This window comes from Agarivorans sp. 1_MG-2023 (genome assembly GCF_030548385.1).
Lineage (GTDB): Bacteria > Pseudomonadota > Gammaproteobacteria > Enterobacterales > Celerinatantimonadaceae > Agarivorans.
The window spans coordinates 15,682-34,479 of record NZ_JAUOSJ010000022.1; the positions used below are offsets into that span (position 1 = coordinate 15,682).

The window sequence follows — 18,798 nt, forward strand, 5'->3', positions numbered from 1 at the left end:
TAAAACATCTGTTAAACAATTGGCCTTCCTCGGTATATCACTACCGAAGGTATAGCCAAACCAAAACTCAAGGCCATAAGTATAAACATCGTTCTTAGGCCATTTTCGATAATTGTTGCGAGCAAGGGTTCACTAAAACCATTACTGTATAAGCTAATAATGCCCACCATGGTAGTGAAGGCGTAACTTCCTGGGATCATCGGGATAATGGCCGCCACGGTAAACACCGGCCTAGGAATTAAATAGCGCCTAGACCAATACACTCCTAATAAACCTACACTGGTGGAAGCAACGAGAGTCGCCCATTCCAGAGGAACACCCCAATAGATGCATAGGGTTCGCAAACTATGCGCAAAAGCGCCGCCAATGGCGCAAAAACCTAACATGCGTGTTGGTACATTAAACACCATGGCAAAACCTACAGCAGGAACTGCAGAGAATAAGGCATCTTCAAGAAGAAGTTTGATTAAGTCACCCATTCTATAACCACCCACTCACACCGGTAGCCCACATCGACAGCGCAATGCCCATCGCTACACCCAAGGTGAGTAATGAAGCAAAAAACCAACGTGAAATCCCCATACTAATGTGCCCTTTTACCATGTCAGACACTGCATTAATGAGTGGAAAACCAGGCACCAGAAGTAACACAGACGCCGCCATTACCGTTTGCGGTTGATTACCAATATCGTAACGTACAGCCAAGCCTGCGATGGTGGTGGCTACAAATGCGGTCATGCCAAAATTCAGAATGGGGTTATGGTGTCGGTGTGCCATTTCTTGGCGAAATGTCATGGCCACAGCAGAGGCAATAAAGGTCATGCCAAATACTGACCAATCCCCTCCGAACAAGTGACTAAAGCACGCACACGACAAGCCAATCATAAACACCACTAGCCAGCGGTTATGTTTATAAGGCTGCAAGCGCTCGAGGCGCTTTACCACATCGGCCTCATCCAGTAACTGCTTCTCGGCCATAATGGTAATACGCTGCACTTCGCACACCATATGCATGTTAATACCACGATCGTAAACCCTGCGCGTAGTAGTAATACAGCGCCCTTGGCACAAACCAGTCAGGATTAAAGCGTTTGCCGTAATGGCCAGCTCTACGCTGTCTAAACCCAGCGCTTTGCCTAAACGCACCGTAGTTTCTTCAATGAGTTTACTTTCTGCGCCATGCTGCTGCATGATGCGACCAGCCTGCACCGCAACACGGCAGATACTAGTTTGCTGTTCTAAAGAGAGTGTACGAACCGGAGCCTGAACAGGCTCCGGAGAATGTCTAAACGAGCGTAACATTTAACGATCCAAGTAATACTACCACTGTAAGTAGCCTACTATGGTTGGTAAATAATCTCTACACCATGATCGTCATCATCATCGTCCCAATCATCATCATCTTCGTCATCCCAGTCCTCTTGATTGGCCTGGTCGATTTGCTGCTGATGATAGTCATCCCACTGGAACTTCACTTCTTCACGTTCTGCGATTTCTTCTTCAACCACAGGCAGCGTTTCAATGAATTGTCCAATGGCCTTACAAATATCTTTAGTGCCACTATTTTCAAGCGCAGAAATAGAGAAAACTTCACCTTGCCAATCTAGTGCTTCAATCACCTGCTGGCGGATTTCTTCTGCTTCATCTTCAAGCACCAAGTCCACTTTGTTAAATACCAACCAACGAGGCTTTTCAAACAGTTTTTCACTGTATTGCTCTAGTTCATTGATGATAGTCACTGCGTTTTCTGCAGGGTCACTGCCGTCTGCAGGTAATACATCCACAAGGTGTAATAACACTCGGCAACGCTCCAAGTGTTTCAAGAAGCGAACACCTAGTCCAGCTCCGTCAGCAGCGCCTTCAATTAAACCTGGGATATCAGCAATAACAAACCCACGGTTCTCAGATTGACGAACAACACCAAGGTTTGGAATTAAGGTGGTAAAAGGGTAATCAGCTACTTTAGGCTTAGCCGCAGAAACACTGCGAATAAAAGTCGACTTACCCGCATTAGGTAGGCCTAGCATACCTACGTCTGCAAGTAGCAAAAGCTCTAACTGAAGTTGTCTTACTTCACCTGGCGTGCCGTTAGACTTACGACGAGGAGCACGGTTAGTACTGCTCTTAAAACGGGTATTACCTAAGCCGTGAAAACCACCTTTTGCTACGAGTAAACGCTGCTTATGCTGGGTTAAATCACCCAGCAACTCGCCAGTATCTCGGTCGCGTGCTCGAGTACCAACGGGAACCGGTAACTCTAAGTCTTCACCGCGCCTTCCGGTACAGTTCGAGCCTTGGCCATTTTCGCCACGTTCCGCTTTGTGGAAACGTTCGAAACGGTAGTCAATTAGCGTGTTCAGGTTTTCATCCGCGACCAAATAAACACTACCGCCATCACCACCGTCGCCACCATCTGGGCCGCCACGAGGGACATATTTTTCACGGCGAAAGCTAATGGTGCCATTACCACCATCACCCGCATCAACTTTAATTACCGCTTCATCTACAAATTTCATTTTCTACTCCAGCATTATCGCTTAACTATAATGCACCACATCTATTAAGTAATAGAAATAGTGGCTTCTTGGAAAAAAAAAGCCCCGCTAGTAGCGGGGCTTTTTAAAGATCTAGTTGGAAGTTTATTCAGCTACGATGCTAACAAACTTACGGCTTTTAGGACCTTTTACTTCAAATTTCACTTTGCCTTCGGCAGTTGCGAAAAGAGTATGGTCTTTACCGATACCAACGTTTGAGCCCGCGTGGAACTTAGTACCACGTTGACGAACAATAATGCTACCCGCTAATACAGACTCGCCACCGAAACGCTTAACACCTAGGCGTTTGCTTTCCGAATCGCGACCGTTACGAGTACTACCACCAGCCTTTTTATGTGCCATGAGTATATTCCTCTAAATTAACCGTTAATGCCTGTAATGCGAACTTCAGTGAACCACTGACGGTGGCCCTGTTGCTTACGTGAATGCTTACGACGACGGAACTTAACGATTTTAACTTTATCGCCACGACCATGAGAAACAACTTCTGCTGTTACTTTGGTACCATCTACATAAGGTGCGCCTACTTGAACATCTTCGCCATTCGCAACTAGTAATACGTTATCAAATTCAACTGTTTCACCAGTCTCAACGTCTAGTTTCTCAAGGCGAAGTGTTTGACCTTCGGCCACACGGTGCTGTTTACCACCACTTTGGATAACCGCGTACATTTTCTTCAAACTCCGCTGTACACCTAGTATTTCAAGGTGTCTATAATTCTTAACAATGACGGCGGATTCTACGGAAAAAGATCCCTTCTAGCAAGGGGAAAATTGAAAAAGTTTAAAAATCACGCAAGCCTAAGAATTTTAGCCAGCGAAAGCTGCGTAAACACGGGAATTGAGATACTATTGCAACATTAAATTATCAAAATAAATTGCTGAATCATCGGCATTAACCTCTAATAAGATACTATGCAATTGGATGCGATAAAAAAGCTGTCTGATCAAGACATGTCTGCAGTAAACGAGTTGATCTTTAAAGAGCTCGAGTCAGATGTTGCCCTCATTAACCAAATCTCTTTCTATATCGTAAATAGCGGCGGTAAACGAATCCGTCCTTTATTGACGGTATTGGCTGCTAGAGCCTTAGGTTACCAACAACAGCAACACGTAAAGCTAGCCGCTATCATCGAGTTCATCCATACCTCTACCTTGTTACACGACGATGTGGTGGATGAATCTGAGTTGCGCCGCGGCAAAGATACGGCGAATGCTCGATTTGGTAATGCGGCCAGTGTGTTGGTTGGCGACTTTCTCTATTCTCGCTCCTTTCAGTTAATGACCCAACTGCAAAACCTCAAAGTCATGGATATTCTGGCTGACGCTACCAATGTCATTGCCGAAGGCGAAGTTTTACAGTTAATCAACTGTAACGACCCCGACACTGACGAGGCACGTTACTTTGAAGTCATCTACTGTAAAACGGCAAAACTGTTTGAAGCAGCCACGCGTTTAGCCGCTGTGATTGGCGAGCAGAGCCCTGAGGTAGAACTCGCCATGCAAGACTACGGCAAGTACTTAGGGACAGCCTTCCAAATAATGGACGATGTTCTTGATTACGTGGCAGACCAAGCGGAAATGGGCAAGAACGTGGGTGATGACCTTGCAGAAGGTAAACCCACTCTTCCGCTTATATTTGCAATGGATAAGGCTGAGCCAGCCGATAAAGCAGTGATCGCCGATGCCATCACTCAAGGTGGTTCACGTGATCAGCTAGAGACAATATTGGCTATTTTGGACAAAACCCAAGCCCTAGAATATTGCAGAGCTCGCGCAGCTGAAGAAGCGCAAAAAGCGATTGATGCCTTAAACATCATCGAAGATAGCGAGTATAAGCAAGCCTTAATGAGCTTAGCCAATATTGCCGCAGACCGCGCAGCTTAAACTAAAACAGATAGACACAAAAAAGGCTGCCATTGGCAGCCTTTTTTAATGCACTCGATTAACTACGAAAATGGATGACGTAAAATAATCGTTTCAACACGGTCAGGCCCTGTTGAAATAATATCAACCGGCACTTCTAACAGTTCTTCGATACGTGCAATATAGTTTAACGCAGCTTGTGGTAATTGCTCACGAGTGGTTACACCAAAGGTGTTTTCAGACCAACCTGGCATTGATTCATAGACTGGTTCAGCAACTTCGTAGCCTTCAGCAGCCATTGGCGGTACGCGAAGCTCTTTGCCATCAGGCATTCTGTAAGCAGTACAGATTTTAAGCTCTTCTAAACCATCTAGAACATCTAATTTAGTTAGGCATAAACCAGATAAACTATTGATTTGTACAGCACGACGCATAGTTACCGCATCCAACCAACCACAACGGCGCTTACGGCCAGTTGTTGCGCCAAACTCATGACCTTTAACACCTAGGTGTTGGCCAATATCATCGTCTAGCTCGGTAGGGAATGGACCTGAACCTACACGCGTTGTGTAAGCCTTGGTAATGCCTAATACGTAATCTAAGTGGCAAGGGCCAAACCCGCTTCCTGTCGCAACACCACCAGCAGTAGTATTAGACGAGGTTACAAACGGATAAGTACCGTGGTCAATATCAAGCAAGGTACCTTGAGCACCTTCAAACATGATTGAATCACCGCGGCGGCGCGCCTGATCAAGCATATCAGTAACATCCGTTACCATAGCTGTAATCACTGGTGCCATTTTAGTCATTTGCTCAAGCACTTCGTCATAACTTACGCTTGGCGCGTCATAGTAATGATTAAGTTGGAAGTTATGGTATTCCATCACTTCTTTTAGCTTGGTAGCAAATTGCTCCATGTCGAACAAATCACCGATGCGTAAACCGCGACGAGCAACTTTATCTTCATAAGCAGGACCAATACCACGACCAGTAGTACCAATTGCGTTTTTGCCTCGCGCTTTTTCACGCGCCATGTCTAAGGCAACATGGTAAGGCAAAATAAGAGGACAAGCTTCACTGATTACCAGGCGTTCTTTTACTGGAACGCCACGCTCTTCGAGCATAGCCATTTCTTTAAATAGCGCATCAGGAGCCAGTACTACGCCATTACCAATAACACAGGTAACGTTATCGCGAAGAACACCAGATGGTATTAAGTGGAGGACGGTTTTTTCGCCGTCAATAACTAAGGTGTGACCAGCATTGTGACCGCCTTGATAGCGAACCACATAGCTTGATTTGTCGGTAAGTAAGTCAACGATCTTACCTTTGCCTTCGTCTCCCCATTGGGAGCCAAGGATCACTACGTTCTTTCCCATTGTCTTTTGTCGTCTCAGTTAAAAAGCGATTCTAGCAGAAATCGGACAGTCAAGGGGTGCAAGTTATACCGATTTTCTATGCCAAGGTCAAAGATTAATCACATAGAAGAGTATAATAGAAACACCCACCAAGCTAAGACCAATCTGCCTAATATTGCTCGCTGGCATTGCTGAAATTAATTTTAGTAGGCGTTTCCAGCGCTTAGGAAATAACAAAGGCCCTAAGCCTTCCATTAGGCATACTAGAGCCAGAGCTAATAAAATTGAATCAGTCATAAAAAAGCCCAGTATAAAACTGGGCCCTCAGTGTTATGGTTTCGCAGGTTCTTTCATATAACGGAAGAATTCGCTGTCTGGTTCTAACACCATTACGTCTCCGCCATTATCAAAACTGGTGCGATAAGCCATTAAACTACGCCAGAACTTATAGAACTCAGGGTTCTTAGTAAACGCGTCAGCATAAACTTTAGCAGCGGTAGCATCACCTTCACCACGCATTTCACGTCCACGCTTATCAGCATCAGCCAATAACACGTTTACGCGACGGTCAACATTGGCACGAATGATTTCGGCTTGCTCTTGACCTTGCGAACGGTGCTCTTTAGCAACCGCTAAACGCTCTGCTCGCATACGTTGGTAAATACTACTACTTACCTCGTCTGGTAAGTTGATTTGCTTAATACGTACGTCGGTAACTTCAATACCTATCTCTGAAGAACGCGCCATACGTTTTAAGGCATCTTCCATAACTTGACCACGTTCACCAGAAACGATGTCGCGAATAGTACGCGCACCAATCTCGCTACGCAGACCGTTATTGATTTTACGTTTTAATAGTGATTCAGCTTGAATAACCGAACCACCTGTCGATAGGTAGAATTGAGAAAAGTCTGCAATTCGCCATTTTACGTAAGAATCAATGATTAAGTCTTTTTTCTCAGAGGTTACAAAGCGGTCTGCATTCCCATCAAGGGTTTGAATACGCGCATCCAAAGTACGTACAGAATCAATAAACGGTACTTTAAATTGCAAGCCTGGTGAATAAACCTTGGTATCACCTTCAGCGGTACGTTTTACTTTACCAAACTGAATAACAATCCCGCGCTCACCTTCTTGAACCACAAATATCGAAGAGTAGCCCACTAACAAGGCTAAAATTACGCCAAAAATAGCTAACTGTTTCATGGCTTAGTTTCTCCCCGAAGTAGTGCGTTCACTGCTTCTAATATTAGAAGATGAAGGACGAGAAGGAATTGAACTGGCTGGTTCAGAACTAATCGTTGAAGACTTGCTGCTAGAGCTAGACTTGCGCTGAGTAGGCTGTTGACCCTGGTCCATTAACTTATCGATAGGTAAATACAACATGTTGCTGTTGTTTGACGCATCAATCAACACCTTGTTCGACTTACCATAAATTTCTTCCATCGTTTCTAAATACAAACGGTGGCGAGTTACGTCTGGTGCAGATTCATATTCAGGCAGTAACAGTTCAAAACGTGCCACTTCACCCTGCGCTCTTAACACAATCTGCTCTTGGTAACCCTGAGCTTCTTGCTCAATACGCTGAACTCGACCACGGGCTCGTGGTTCAATTTCACGTTGATAAGCTTCAGCTTCACGAATGAAACGTTGCTCATCTTCTTGGGCAGAAATCGCGTCATCAAAGGCATCTTTTACTTCTTCCGGCGGACGAGCCGGTAGGAAGTTAACGTCAACCACTTCGATACCTAAATTGTAAGGTTCGATGATCTTATTCAGTAATTCTTCGGTTTCGCTTCTTACTACTTCGCGACCGGTTGTTAAAATGTCATCCATTGTTGTATGACCGATAACGTAGCGCAGTGCGCTGTCGGTAGCTTGCGCCAAACTGTCATCTGGAGCAGTTACGCTAAATAAGTAGTTATGCGGTTGAATAACCTTATATTGAACATCCATTTCAACGCGAACTACGTTCTCGTCTTCTGTCAACATAAAGCCCGATGCAGGCAATGAACGAATTGCCTCTACATCTACCGGAATAACTTCTTGAACAAAGGTAGCTTTCCAATTTAGACCAGGCCCAACAGGACCAGCTTCCGCATCGTACTTACCAAAGGTAAGCTTAACGCCTTGTTCAGCTTCTTTAATGGTGTAGAAACCACTTGCTACCCAAATAACGGCCAAGATCACTAGCACAACAGCAATACCAAAGCCGCTAACACCGCCGCCACCGCCAACCGATGGTTTCTTGCCGCCGCCAAAGATACCGCCAAACTTACGAGTAAGTTTGGTGATCACTTCATCTAAATCAGGGGGACCCTGATTTCCATTTTTATTGTTATTGCCCCAAGGGTCACGGTCACCGCCGCCACCTTTGTTGCCAGGCTCATTCCAGGCCATCTGTGTCTCCAGAAGTTAAAGTTAATGCCTACTCACATTGAGCAATAAAACTTTCTAAATTATGGTCAAATTGCTTATCCAACCGCTGCCAAGCAATAGCATCTAATCGAATATCAACAACGATATTTCCTTCATCGTCTAAGCGTTCACCTGCTACGCAGTCTAACTGATATAGACGACTACGCAAGCGACCTTCGCTTGGTGGTAAACGCAAAGTGTGGTTAACCATTTCACCAACTAAACGTTCGCTGATTGCCTTGTACAAAAGTGGCAACCCTTCTCCCGTTAACGCTGATACCCACACTTTTTGGGGTAAACCTTCTTCATCACGCTCTATGCGTGGAGCCATATCGGGATGCTGGTCAACTTTGTTGAATACCTGCAAAAATGGGATTTCTCCCGCGCCGATCTCTTCTAATACTACCTCAACCTGTTCGATATTCTCAGCCATTCTTTCATCACTACAATCAATCACATGTAATAATAGTTGAGCTTCACGTGTTTCGGTTAAAGTCGCTTTAAATGCTGCGACTAAATCATGAGGAAGGTGGCGAATAAAACCTACCGTATCAGCAAGAATTACCTTGCCTACGTCCTCAATGTCTATTTTTCTTAAGGTTGGGTCCAACGTTGCAAACAATTGGTCAGCAGCATATACCTTGGATTCGGTGATTTGATTAAACAATGTGGATTTACCCGCATTGGTATAACCCGCTAACGAAACCGTGGGTAATTCTGCGCGCTGCCTGGCTCTGCGCCCTTGCTCTCGCTGTTTACCTACTTTCTCTAAACGCTGTTGAATTTGTTTAATACGCGCCCGAAGTAAACGGCGATCTGTTTCTAGTTGCGTTTCACCTGGCCCACGTAAGCCAATCCCACCTTTTTGTCTTTCTAGGTGAGTCCAGCCGCGAATCAGTCGAGATGACATATGCCGTAACTGCGCCAGTTCTACCTGTAACTTACCTTCGTGGGTACGTGCGCGTTGAGCAAATATGTCTAATATGAGGGTTGTACGATCAAGTACCCGAGCCTCACAGAGCATTTCTAGATTTCGCTCTTGTGCTGGCGATAAAGCGTGATTAAAAATAATCACATCCGCTTGGGCACTTTTAACACATTCGGCAATTTCTTCAGCTTTACCCGCACCCACAAAATATTTGGGATGAGGGGAAACTCGGCTACCGGTGATGGTAGCAACTGCGTTAACGCCTGCAGAACTGACTAACATCTTCAGTTCTTGCAGGTCTTCTCGCTCATCTTCGTCATTAAAGTTTACATGGACTAAGATGGCTTGTTCACCTGCTTCATAACGGTCAAACAAGCTTTTCTACTCCTTGGTAGTCACCAAGGCTAAGGTGCCTTCGCAATATTCTACTCTTCGGTTTTGGTTTCGCCAGGTACTGGGGTGTGGTGTGGAACAGCGCGCGCTGGAACCACAGTAGAGATAGCATGTTTATATACCATCTGGCTGACAGTGTTTTTCAACAAGATAACAAACTGATCAAATGATTCAACTTGGCCTTGCAACTTAATACCGTTTACTAAATAAATTGAAACGGGAATGCGTTCACGTCGTAACGCATTCAAAAATGGGTCTTGTAATGATTGCCCCTTCGCCATGTTATTGTTCCTTTTTTCTTATTAATTAATTGGCACAGATCAAATTCGATTATATACCACTAAGTTGGAGCCTTATAGCGACATTTTCAAGTATCACTTAGCGATTTAGTAATAATTTTGTTGTTTTCCGGGTTTGCGCTTTCTAACCAGGTCAACGATGACCACGATTTTAACCAGTTCATTTGCTTCTTGGCTAACTGCCTAGTGGCTACAACGCTGCGAAAAACCATTTCATCGTAATCTATTTCACCACTGAGGTATTGCCACATTTGGCGATACCCTACGCTACGCATTGAGGGTAGGCTTAAATCCAAATCTCCTCTTTGCATCAGCGCTTTGACCTCAGCTTCGAAACCAAGTTCCAGCATAATTGTAAATCGTTGTTCAATGAGACTGTGCAACTGCGCTTTTTCTTTCGGCACAATAGCAAATTGATGCACTTTAAATGGCAACTCAGGCAGTGGCTGCTGATTAATCTCGGTTAAAGATTTCCCCCTCAGGCGGTAAACTTCAATTGCCCGCATCAAACGCTGGTGATCATTAACGCTAATTCTGGCTGCACTTACTGGATCAAAACCTGCTAGTTGCTGATGCAAAAGCTCCCAGGAGCCTAATGCAGCTTCTTGCTGAATTTGTTCACGCAACAACGGATTTGCTTCAGGTAAGTCAGCAATGCCTTCCACTAAGGCTTTAAAATACAACATGGTTCCCCCCACCAATAAGGGGATGTTACCGCGCTGATGAATCTCACTGATTTTTGCTAACGCATCTTTACGAAAGTCTGCTGCAGAATAAACCGCAGTAGGGTCGCAAATATCAATTAAAGCATGAGGCGCCAAGGCTTGTTCTTTCGCAGTTGGTTTAGCGGTGCCAATATCCATTCCACGATAAATTAGCGCGGAATCGACACTGATTAACTCAAAACCTTGTTGTTGATGAAGCTCAATAGCTAGCGAGGTTTTACCCGACGCCGTTGGACCCATCAACGTAACAACCGGCAATGTATTACTCATTGGCAAACCCCGCGATACAAGGAGATAAATCCACTGGTCGCCATAATGTATTTGGTAGCTCATCGGCATAAATTTGCTGTAAGCCCTGACAACACTCCACTGCCTGCTGCCAAGCAAAATCATTAGGTTTATTTTGCAGTTTGATCAAACCACTTAACAAGGCCTCTGGTTGTTGCCATTCGCTATCGGGTAATTGGCTCATCGCCAACAACAGGCTAGGTATCAACAAGGCAAAATCCACTTTTCTGAATAGCTTGGGGACTTCAGCAACAATTAGCTGTTGCTTGTTTACTAAGTTAAAACTAAAACCTAAACGACGCAGTGAATCGTTTTGTTGTTTAACTAAACGGAGTAAATCTGGCTCAATATTTAGCTTTAGTGGCAATAACAGCGGAACACTATCTAAACCTTGCTGCCATTGCTCTAACGCCTGCTTAAACGCTAAATGCTGCTGGCTTGCCCACACATCAATCATCACAAGTTGCTGTTGGTGGCGAGCCAATAAGTAGCCATTAGCGTCTAAATGCAGCGGGTATAGTACTGACTCAGCCGCAGACTTTACAGCAGGTGAAGCTGAGTTGGATGTAAAACTAGCACTAGTATTTAGCCATTGATTGTTCGCATTTAGTTCTTGAACGCTAGGTGGCTCTGCACGATGTAAGTTTGATTGGTAAACATGTCGATTATCTCCGCCCGTGCTGACACTTGTTGGTGACGACGCCCGTGGAGCGGGTGTTGCGGTGTAACCATGAGAAACACTTGGCGTAGAAAAATCATCATCACTTGTTTCATTCGTCCAGTGAGAATCTAGCTCTGCGGTTTGATTCGCTTGAGGGATTTTGCTTAAGGCCGATCCCAATACTTGAACAATATAGTCATGCACCAAACGGGCTTGATGAAATCGCACTTCGTGCTTAGCAGGATGAACATTTACATCTACTTGGTCTAAAGGCAGCTCTAAATACAAAACATAACAAGCATGCTGGTCATCACCCAGATACGGCGCGAAAGCTTGGCGAATTGCGTGTTGTAGTAGCTTGTCACGCATCATTCGACCATTTACATAAAAGTACTGCTGGTCGTTTTGGGCGCGGGCCACTTCAGGTAAACCCAACCAACCATGTAAACGTAGCTGATCATGCTGATTGTCTAGATGCAAACAATGGTGAGTAAATGGCACACCCAAAACCGTACTTACTCGCTTTAACTGCTTATCGAGCTCTTTAGAAATACGGTATTGGCGAATCAATTTACCATTGTGTTTTAAGCTTACCGCCACATCAAAACGGCTCAAGGCTAAGCGCTTTAACAACTCATCGATATGAGAAAACTCGGTCTTTTCGGTGCGTAAAAACTTACGCCGCGCGGGCGTATTAAAAAACAAATCTAATACTTCTACAGAACTGCCTACTGGATGAGCACAGGGCTGCAAACTTACTTGCATATCTCGACCGGCTGCTTGGGCCTGCCAAGCCTGCTCTTGCTCTACAGTACGCGAGCTTAAACTCAAGCGCGATACCGAGCTAATACTGGCGAGCGCTTCACCACGAAAACCTAGCGTTGCAATGGCACTTAAATCATCAAGATTATCTATTTTACTGGTAGCGTGACGACTTAATGCAAGACTTAACTCGTCTTTAACAATGCCTGAACCGTTGTCTCGAATAAGAATTCGTTTAGCGCCGCCTTTATCTATTTCTATATCGATACGAGTGGCACCGGCATCCAAGCAGTTTTCAATCAGCTCTTTAACCACTGACGCTGGGCGCTCAACCACTTCACCCGCGGCTATTTGGTTAGCCAACTGCGCTGGCAGTATTTGAATAGCCATTTAACTGTTAGGAATGGTCAGCACTTGACCAATTTTTAAAGTATTAGAAGATAGTTTATTGGCTTTTTTCAAGCCCGCCACGCTGGTATTATAACGCGCAGCTAATACCGACAAAGACTCACCTTTTTTCACGGTGTGTTTTCTCACTCCGTAGGTTTGAGCATACAGCGTCCCGGCAAGAGGCTTGGCACGGTAATGGGCTTTAATACCTTTAACCACGGCTTTAGCAATGCGCTCTTGATGATTGCCAGTTTTAAGCAGCTTCTCTTCGTTATGGTTGGTAATAAAGCCAGCCTCTACCAAGATAGAAGGAATATCAGGAGACTTAAGCACCGCTAAGCTTGCATGTTCAGGGCGCTTCTTATGCAAACTGGTTACCTTACCCAACTCGCTCAATACTTTTTTGGCCACCTCGTAGGCGGTATTCATCGAATAGTCCATCTGCATATCAATTAATGCAAAGTTAAGGTGGGCATCATTTTCTACACTGCCCATTACCTCGCCTACTCCGCCTAGCAAATCTGACTCAGCTTCGTGATCTTCTAAATGTCGACCTACTTCACTTTTGGCTCGGCGAGTAGACACCACCCAAACAGACGCGCCTTTTGGTTGTGAAGAGGTAAAGCCATCAGCATGAATTGAGACTAAAAAGTCTGCTTTATTTTTGCGGGCGATTTGCGAGCGTTTGTTCAAATTAACAAAGTAATCGCCTTCGCGAACTAACACCGCTTTTAGGCCCTTTTCTTGATTAATCAAACGCTGAGCGCGCTTTGCTATCGCTAAGGTAATATTTTTCTCGTAAGTTCTGCGGTAACCAATTGCGCCTGGGTCTTCGCCACCATGGCCTGCATCAATGGCAATAATGATGTCTCTATTTCCGGCTAACTGCTGTTGGTTTTTCGCTTTGGATATTTGCTGCTGTTTTTTCTTGGTTTGAGCTGTACCTACTTTGTCTGGCAAATCAATCACTAAGCGGTGGCCGTAGTTGCCGGTAGGTTTTAACGCAAAGATAGTAGGGTTAACCGCCTGACTAAGCTCAATGACTAAACGGTAATCACCTTTCGCCTTTGGAGTACTGGCTCGGATTTTATTAACCAATGAGCCCGATAGTTCTACCTTACTTAGCTCAGCCAGCATTTTGCTGTTTTCTAAATCCAGTACCAAGCGATTCGGCGTGGTGAGGTTGAAGTGTTTAAACTCAGGTGCGCCCGACAAGTCTAATACAATACGCGTATTATCCGGGCTGCTCCACACTCGTACCCCAGATACATTTGCATTAGCCATCGCTAAGCCACATACAAAATACAAAAATAAGCCCATCCAAGGGCTCAATTTAAGGCTATGCACCATGTTTACTTAACCACTCCACAATCTCTATTCCTTGCTCACTAAAAGCTTTTACTACTGCGCTACGTTGCTCTCCGCGGTAGACCAGCTCAACCTGCAAATCAGCCTCAGGCAAAAAGCCTTGTCCTTTTTCTGGCCACTCCACCAAACATAGACAGTCGTCGGCAAAATAATCTCGAATGCCAATAAACTCTAACTCTTCGGGGTCTGCCAAGCGATACAAATCAAAATGATTAACCCGCCAAGTATCTAGTTGATAAGGTTCCACCAAAGTGTAAGTGGGACTTTTCACCTTACCTTTGTGCCCTTTTCCTTGAATAAAGCCTCGAGTAAGGGTGGTTTTACCCGCGCCAAGCTCGCCCTCTAAGTAAATAACACTTGCTTGCTGGCAGGCTTTTGCCAGTAACTCACCTAAGGCAACAGTTGCATCTGCGTCGTTTAGTTCAATTTGCCACGTTTTCATTACAGTTCTGGATTCACTAATTGTCTTATATAAGGCATCAAGTCTGAGGCTAACATGCCTCTCTCGCCTTGCGCTGCGGCTAGATCTCCAGCCATTCCATGAATACTCACCCCAAGGCAGGCGATATCAAATAACGAATGCTGCACTGCAAATTGGGCCATTAAGCCGCCGATTATACCAGACAAAACATCTCCCATCCCACCAGATGCCATGCCTGGATTACCAACATTACAAATTTTTACTTTGCCGTCATTCCCAGCAATGATGGTTCCAGCACCTTTAAGCACACAAACGCCACCAAAAGCTTGCTGGATATGGCGTGCAGCTGCAATTCTATCACCCTCAATATCTGCCACAGAGCAAGCTAACAGTCTCGCAGCTTCACCTGGGTGTGGAGTCAAAACCCAATCATTTCGACGCAGCGGCGCTAGTGCTAAAAGATTAAGCCCGTCGGCATCAACCAAACAATGTACAGTTTGCGTAAAGGTTTCAGTTAGCAGCAATTTCGCCCATTGATCTTGGCCGAGCCCTGGGCCTATCACGACACAGCGGGCTGGCTTCAGTGATTCAGCCAATAGCTTTGTGTGTTCAAGCCCTATACCCGCTACCATTAATTCGGGGCGACCAGCGCTAACGACCGGTGAATTCTCAGAGTGAGTGAATACATTGACCAAACCCGCACCGGTTCGCAAGCTGGCTTCGGCGGCCATGCGAATAGCCCCTGGCATGCCTTTGTTTCCGCCCACCATAGCCAATCGGCCAAATTGTCCTTTATGTGCTGTTTTAGAACGGCGCTGCAGCATTTGAGTTAATTCGCTCACCTCAACCCGCGAAACATCACTTACATTGTATTTCTCAAATTGTTGATCAATACCCAAACCAGCAAATACCAACTCACCGACATATTCCGCTGCATGGCCGGTAAACAAACCTTGTTTGGCGGCGATAAAGGTAATGGTGGCATTCGCGCTGATGACTGCGCCTAAGTTACGACCAGTATTGGCACACAAACCTGAGGGTAAATCTAAACTCAACACTGGCGCAGTAGCGAGGTTCACCTTGGCAAATAAGTCACATAAAGGCTGACGAAGCGAGCCGGTGATACCGGTGCCTAATACACCATCAACAATCACGTCGCACTGCCAGTCAAGCTCATCCAATGTCTCAAGCTTACCGCCGGCAGCTACCCAAGCATCTTTTGCCGCACCAGCTTCACTGGGCTTGCCTGTTGTGCTACCAAGATCAATCACTTGAACTTGCTGACCAGACTGTTTCGCTAAACGAGCAACTACGTAAGCATCGCCACCATTGTTGCCGCCACCCGCTAAAACCAATAGTTTTTGCGCACCTGGCCAAGCACTCTGCAAATATTCAAAAGCGGCTTGTCCGGCCCGCTCCATCAGCAGTGACAAACTAATACCTAGCTTATCGGCAATCACGGCCTCTTGGCTTTTCACTACTTCGGCGCGCCATAAAGTCTGTGGTAAACTGTAAGAAAATAAATCGTGCTTTTGAGCCATGCCCATACCAACCGAAATTGACCTAAAACAGCTTGTTCAACATATCAAGCTGACCGCTAAATCGCTAGGTTTTCAACAGATCGGCATAACAGATGTGGATCTTAGTCAACATCATCAATCTGTGGAGCAATGGCTAGCTAAAGACTACCACGGCGAAATGGACTATCTAGCGCGAAACCTCGAGCTACGTAAACACCCCGAACTATTACACGAAGGCACTCAACGGATTATTTCTGTGCGCATGGACTACTTGCCCGAAGATGCAAAGTTTGCCCAAAGCCTAAGTAAAACCGAACAAGCCTACATAAGCCGTTATGCATTGGGCCGCGACTATCACAAGCTAATGCGCAAACGCCTGAACCACTTAGGTAAAGCGATTAATGATTACTGCGAACAGCAGCTAAATATGCGCCCTTTTGTGGACTCTGCGCCAGTAATGGAACGCCAGTTAGCCAGCAAAGCTGGATTGGGTTGGACCGGTAAACACACCTTGGTGATTAATCAAGATGCGGGCTCTTGGTTTTTCTTAGGTGAGCTATTTGTAGATTTACCGCTGCCCATTGACCAACCGGTTGAAGAGCAGTGCGGGGATTGCGTAGCCTGTATCACCATTTGCCCAACTCAAGCGATTGTTGAGCCATATCAAGTAGACGCACGCCGCTGTATTTCTTACCTCACCATTGAATACGACGGTGTCATAGATGAAGAACTGCGCCCCCTGATGGGCAATCGTATTTATGGTTGCGACGACTGTCAATTGGCCTGCCCTTGGAACCGTTACGCACAGCTAACCCAAGAAGCTGATTTTGCTGCCCGCGAACAGCTCGACCAACCCACGCTATTACAACTTTTTGCATGGACAGAAACAGAGTTTCTTAAGAAAACCGAAGGATCCCCCATTCGTCGTATTGGCCACCAGCAATGGTTGCGCAACATAGCCATTGCCTTAGGTAATGCCAGTTACTCAGAACAAGCCATTCAAGACTTACAGTCAAAACAAGATGTTAGCGACGTTGTACAAGAGCATATTGAGTGGGCCATTAAGCAACAACTGGCCAAAGCCAGCAAAGCTTCACGAAAAACCGCACGTTTGATCCGTATTATAGAAAAAGGATTAACTCGCGATGCTTAATGCCCTGAGCCATTAAGTTCTGTTACACTTTTTTAGAATAAAATAATGGGAAGCAGCTCATGCACTTACTTGGCGTTGATATAGGTGGCACAGGCATTAAGGCCGCCATCGTTGATTCAAATACGGGTCAGTTGATTAGTGAACGACACCGCATCGCAACACCACAACCAGCCACTCCTCAGGCGGTTGCCACCTGCTTAAAAGAAATGGTTGAGCACTTTGCTTGGCAAGGGCCTATTGGCTGCGGCTTCCCGGCTACGGTGAGTCATGGTGTGGCGCAAACCGCTTCTAACATCGATAAAAGCTGGATTGGCACCAATGTTGAAGCCTTGTTTTCAGAGTATACCGATTGCCCCTGCTATGTGGTAAACGACGCAGACGCCGCAGGCATGGCTGAAATGGCTTTTGGTGCAGGTGTAAATCATCAAGGTGTGGTGGCAATTATTACCGTAGGTACCGGCTTAGGCAGTGCCGTTTTTGTCAATGGTGAGCTATTACCTAATACCGAATTTGGTCATATTATCCTTGAGGGAAAAGTAGCCGAGCATTATGCCAGTGCCCGAGTGCGAGAAACCGAAGAGCTTAGCTGGAAAAAGTGGGGCAAACGCTTCAACTTATATTTACAACGCTTAGAGTTTTTAATGTCGCCCGATTGTTTCATTATTGGCGGTGGGGCCAGCAAAAAGTTTGATAAATACTCAGAGCAACTGGCCCTAAAAGCGGAAGCTCTGCCAGCTCAAGGCTTAAACCAAGCAGGCATTGTAGGCGCGGCCATGTACGCGCAGCATCAATGTTAACTATTTAAGAATATCTCCGCTTAAATAGGCCTTACGCAAAGGTTCATCAAAGCGCTCTATACTATATCGCAGCAACTCTCGAGGAAGTTGATTGAGATGTTGCTGCAAAAATCCTTCAACAGCATGTTGATTTCGTTTGGCTAACTCTCGCAGCATCCAGCCCACCGCTTTATGCATTAATGGATGGTGATGAGTGCGAAAGCGTTCGGCTAAAGATAACGTCAGCTGGCTGTCATTTTGTCGAATGTAATAAAAACAACTCACCATGGCAATGCGTTGCTGCCACATACTGTCACTTGCAGCGAACCTTTCTAACAAATCCTTATCTTGCTGTTGCCAAATATACGGGCCGATGATTTTGGGCGCCGAGCAATCTACCAAATCCCAGTTATTCACCCATTGGACATGCTGCAAATAAAAATCAATTACCTGCTGTTGCTGACTCCGTGTCTTTGATTTTTGATAATGGCTACACAACACCACCAAGGCAAAAAAGCGTTCCTCATGAAACGCCGAGCTAATTAGCTCATCCAACTCTTCTATGGCTAGCGGATAAGTTTTAGCAACCTTGCGAATATCGGGAACACGAATACCTAAAAACTGGTCACCTTCTCCGTATCCACCCGCGTAGGCTTGAAAGTATCGAGGGATAAAAGCGGCCTTTTCAGCATCGGCATGTTTACGAAGCGCTTGTTTTATTTGAGCAAGCTGATCCATCGAATGCCTAGTTATTAAAGAAAGATATTCTGCTAGCTTAATGCAAAGAGCCAAAAATGTTTATTCCAGGCAATAAAAAAGCCCCGCATCAGTGATGCAGGGCTTTAATTTGGAGCGGCACATCAGGTTCGAACTGATGACCTCAACCTTGGCAAGGTTGCGCTCTACCAACTGAGCTAG

Annotated in this window: 20 protein-coding genes; 3 read left to right on the plus strand and 17 right to left on the minus strand. The window is 45.5% G+C overall.

Annotated features, from left to right (window positions below; genetic code table 11):
• Positions 1 to 11 precede the first annotated feature (11 nt).
• From Q4592_RS21015 to rplU, 5 genes are all read right to left on the minus strand, one after another.
• On the minus strand, positions 12 to 479 hold the full coding sequence (locus tag Q4592_RS21015) for a threonine/serine exporter family protein (RefSeq protein ID WP_137674310.1): 468 nt from the start codon (positions 477 to 479) through the stop codon (positions 12 to 14).
• A gap of 1 nt (position 480) precedes the next feature.
• Positions 481 to 1,302, minus strand: coding sequence for a threonine/serine exporter ThrE family protein (locus tag Q4592_RS21020; RefSeq protein ID WP_303516722.1), 822 nt, complete (start codon positions 1,300 to 1,302; stop codon positions 481 to 483).
• 38 nt (positions 1,303 to 1,340) lie between these two features.
• The gene (cgtA, locus tag Q4592_RS21025) at positions 1,341 to 2,516 is read right to left on the minus strand and encodes an Obg family GTPase CgtA (RefSeq protein ID WP_303516723.1); all 1,176 of its coding nucleotides are present in this window, start codon (positions 2,514 to 2,516) and stop codon (positions 1,341 to 1,343) included.
• 123 nt (positions 2,517 to 2,639) lie between these two features.
• Positions 2,640 to 2,897, minus strand: coding sequence for a 50S ribosomal protein L27 (gene rpmA, locus Q4592_RS21030; RefSeq protein WP_137674313.1), 258 nt, complete (start codon positions 2,895 to 2,897; stop codon positions 2,640 to 2,642).
• Positions 2,898 to 2,914: 17 nt separating this feature from the next.
• The gene (gene rplU / locus Q4592_RS21035) at positions 2,915 to 3,226 is read right to left on the minus strand and encodes a 50S ribosomal protein L21 (protein WP_137674314.1); all 312 of its coding nucleotides are present in this window, start codon (positions 3,224 to 3,226) and stop codon (positions 2,915 to 2,917) included.
• Positions 3,227 to 3,469: 243 nt separating this feature from the next.
• On the opposite strand from rplU, the gene ispB reads away from it, so the two are divergent.
• Positions 3,470 to 4,441, plus strand: a complete 972-nt coding sequence (gene ispB, locus Q4592_RS21040) for an octaprenyl diphosphate synthase (protein WP_303516727.1) — start codon at positions 3,470 to 3,472, stop codon at positions 4,439 to 4,441.
• A gap of 62 nt (positions 4,442 to 4,503) precedes the next feature.
• On the opposite strand, the gene Q4592_RS21045 is transcribed toward ispB, so the two are convergent.
• The 11 genes from Q4592_RS21045 to Q4592_RS21095 form a co-directional block, all read right to left on the minus strand.
• Positions 4,504 to 5,799 carry an adenylosuccinate synthase gene (locus tag Q4592_RS21045; protein ID WP_303516729.1) on the minus strand — a complete coding sequence of 432 codons (1,296 nt, stop codon included), beginning with the start codon at positions 5,797 to 5,799 and terminating at the stop codon, positions 4,504 to 4,506.
• Positions 5,800 to 5,886: 87 nt separating this feature from the next.
• A complete protein-coding gene (locus Q4592_RS21050; protein WP_137674317.1) occupies positions 5,887 to 6,075 on the minus strand; it encodes a DUF2065 family protein in 189 nt (62 codons plus the stop codon).
• 33 nt (positions 6,076 to 6,108) lie between these two features.
• Entirely contained in the window at positions 6,109 to 6,984 is an 876-nt protein-coding gene (gene hflC / locus Q4592_RS21055) for a protease modulator HflC (protein ID WP_137674318.1), read from the minus strand.
• 3 nt (positions 6,985 to 6,987) lie between these two features.
• On the minus strand, positions 6,988 to 8,178 hold the full coding sequence (gene hflK, locus Q4592_RS21060) for an FtsH protease activity modulator HflK (protein WP_303516734.1): 1,191 nt from the start codon (positions 8,176 to 8,178) through the stop codon (positions 6,988 to 6,990).
• A 28-nt stretch (positions 8,179 to 8,206) separates the two neighbouring features.
• A complete protein-coding gene (gene hflX / locus Q4592_RS21065; RefSeq protein WP_137674320.1) occupies positions 8,207 to 9,499 on the minus strand; it encodes a ribosome rescue GTPase HflX in 1,293 nt (430 codons plus the stop codon).
• A gap of 50 nt (positions 9,500 to 9,549) precedes the next feature.
• The gene (gene hfq, locus Q4592_RS21070; RefSeq protein WP_137674321.1) at positions 9,550 to 9,798 is read right to left on the minus strand and encodes an RNA chaperone Hfq; all 249 of its coding nucleotides are present in this window, start codon (positions 9,796 to 9,798) and stop codon (positions 9,550 to 9,552) included.
• Positions 9,799 to 9,884: 86 nt separating this feature from the next.
• A complete protein-coding gene (gene miaA / locus Q4592_RS21075; RefSeq protein WP_303516738.1) occupies positions 9,885 to 10,811 on the minus strand; it encodes a tRNA (adenosine(37)-N6)-dimethylallyltransferase MiaA in 927 nt (308 codons plus the stop codon).
• Entirely contained in the window at positions 10,804 to 12,642 is a 1,839-nt protein-coding gene (mutL, locus tag Q4592_RS21080; protein ID WP_303516740.1) for a DNA mismatch repair endonuclease MutL, read from the minus strand. The genes miaA and mutL overlap by 8 nt, the downstream gene beginning before the upstream one ends.
• Positions 12,643 to 13,992 (minus strand): N-acetylmuramoyl-L-alanine amidase, encoded by a 1,350-nt coding sequence (locus Q4592_RS21085; protein WP_303516742.1) that lies wholly within the window; start codon positions 13,990 to 13,992, stop codon positions 12,643 to 12,645.
• On the minus strand, positions 13,982 to 14,452 hold the full coding sequence (gene tsaE, locus Q4592_RS21090) for a tRNA (adenosine(37)-N6)-threonylcarbamoyltransferase complex ATPase subunit type 1 TsaE (protein WP_303516744.1): 471 nt from the start codon (positions 14,450 to 14,452) through the stop codon (positions 13,982 to 13,984). The genes Q4592_RS21085 and tsaE overlap by 11 nt, the downstream gene beginning before the upstream one ends.
• Positions 14,452 to 15,972, minus strand: a complete 1,521-nt coding sequence (locus Q4592_RS21095; protein ID WP_303516746.1) for an NAD(P)H-hydrate dehydratase — start codon at positions 15,970 to 15,972, stop codon at positions 14,452 to 14,454. Before Q4592_RS21095 ends, tsaE begins: the two co-directional genes overlap by 1 nt.
• Here Q4592_RS21095 and queG point away from each other — a divergent pair.
• Together queG and ppgK are read left to right on the plus strand one after the other, a co-directional pair.
• Positions 15,971 to 17,104 (plus strand): tRNA epoxyqueuosine(34) reductase QueG, encoded by a 1,134-nt coding sequence (gene queG / locus Q4592_RS21100; RefSeq protein ID WP_303516748.1) that lies wholly within the window; start codon positions 15,971 to 15,973, stop codon positions 17,102 to 17,104. The genes Q4592_RS21095 and queG overlap by 2 nt on opposite strands.
• A gap of 59 nt (positions 17,105 to 17,163) precedes the next feature.
• Complete coding sequence (gene ppgK, locus Q4592_RS21105) at positions 17,164 to 17,901, plus strand: polyphosphate--glucose phosphotransferase (protein WP_137674328.1); 738 nt, start codon at positions 17,164 to 17,166, stop codon at positions 17,899 to 17,901.
• Here the strand turns inward: ppgK and Q4592_RS21110 are convergent, their stop codons facing one another.
• On the minus strand, positions 17,902 to 18,618 hold the full coding sequence (locus tag Q4592_RS21110) for a DNA alkylation repair protein (RefSeq protein ID WP_303516752.1): 717 nt from the start codon (positions 18,616 to 18,618) through the stop codon (positions 17,902 to 17,904).
• Positions 18,619 to 18,798: the final 180 nt, after the last annotated feature.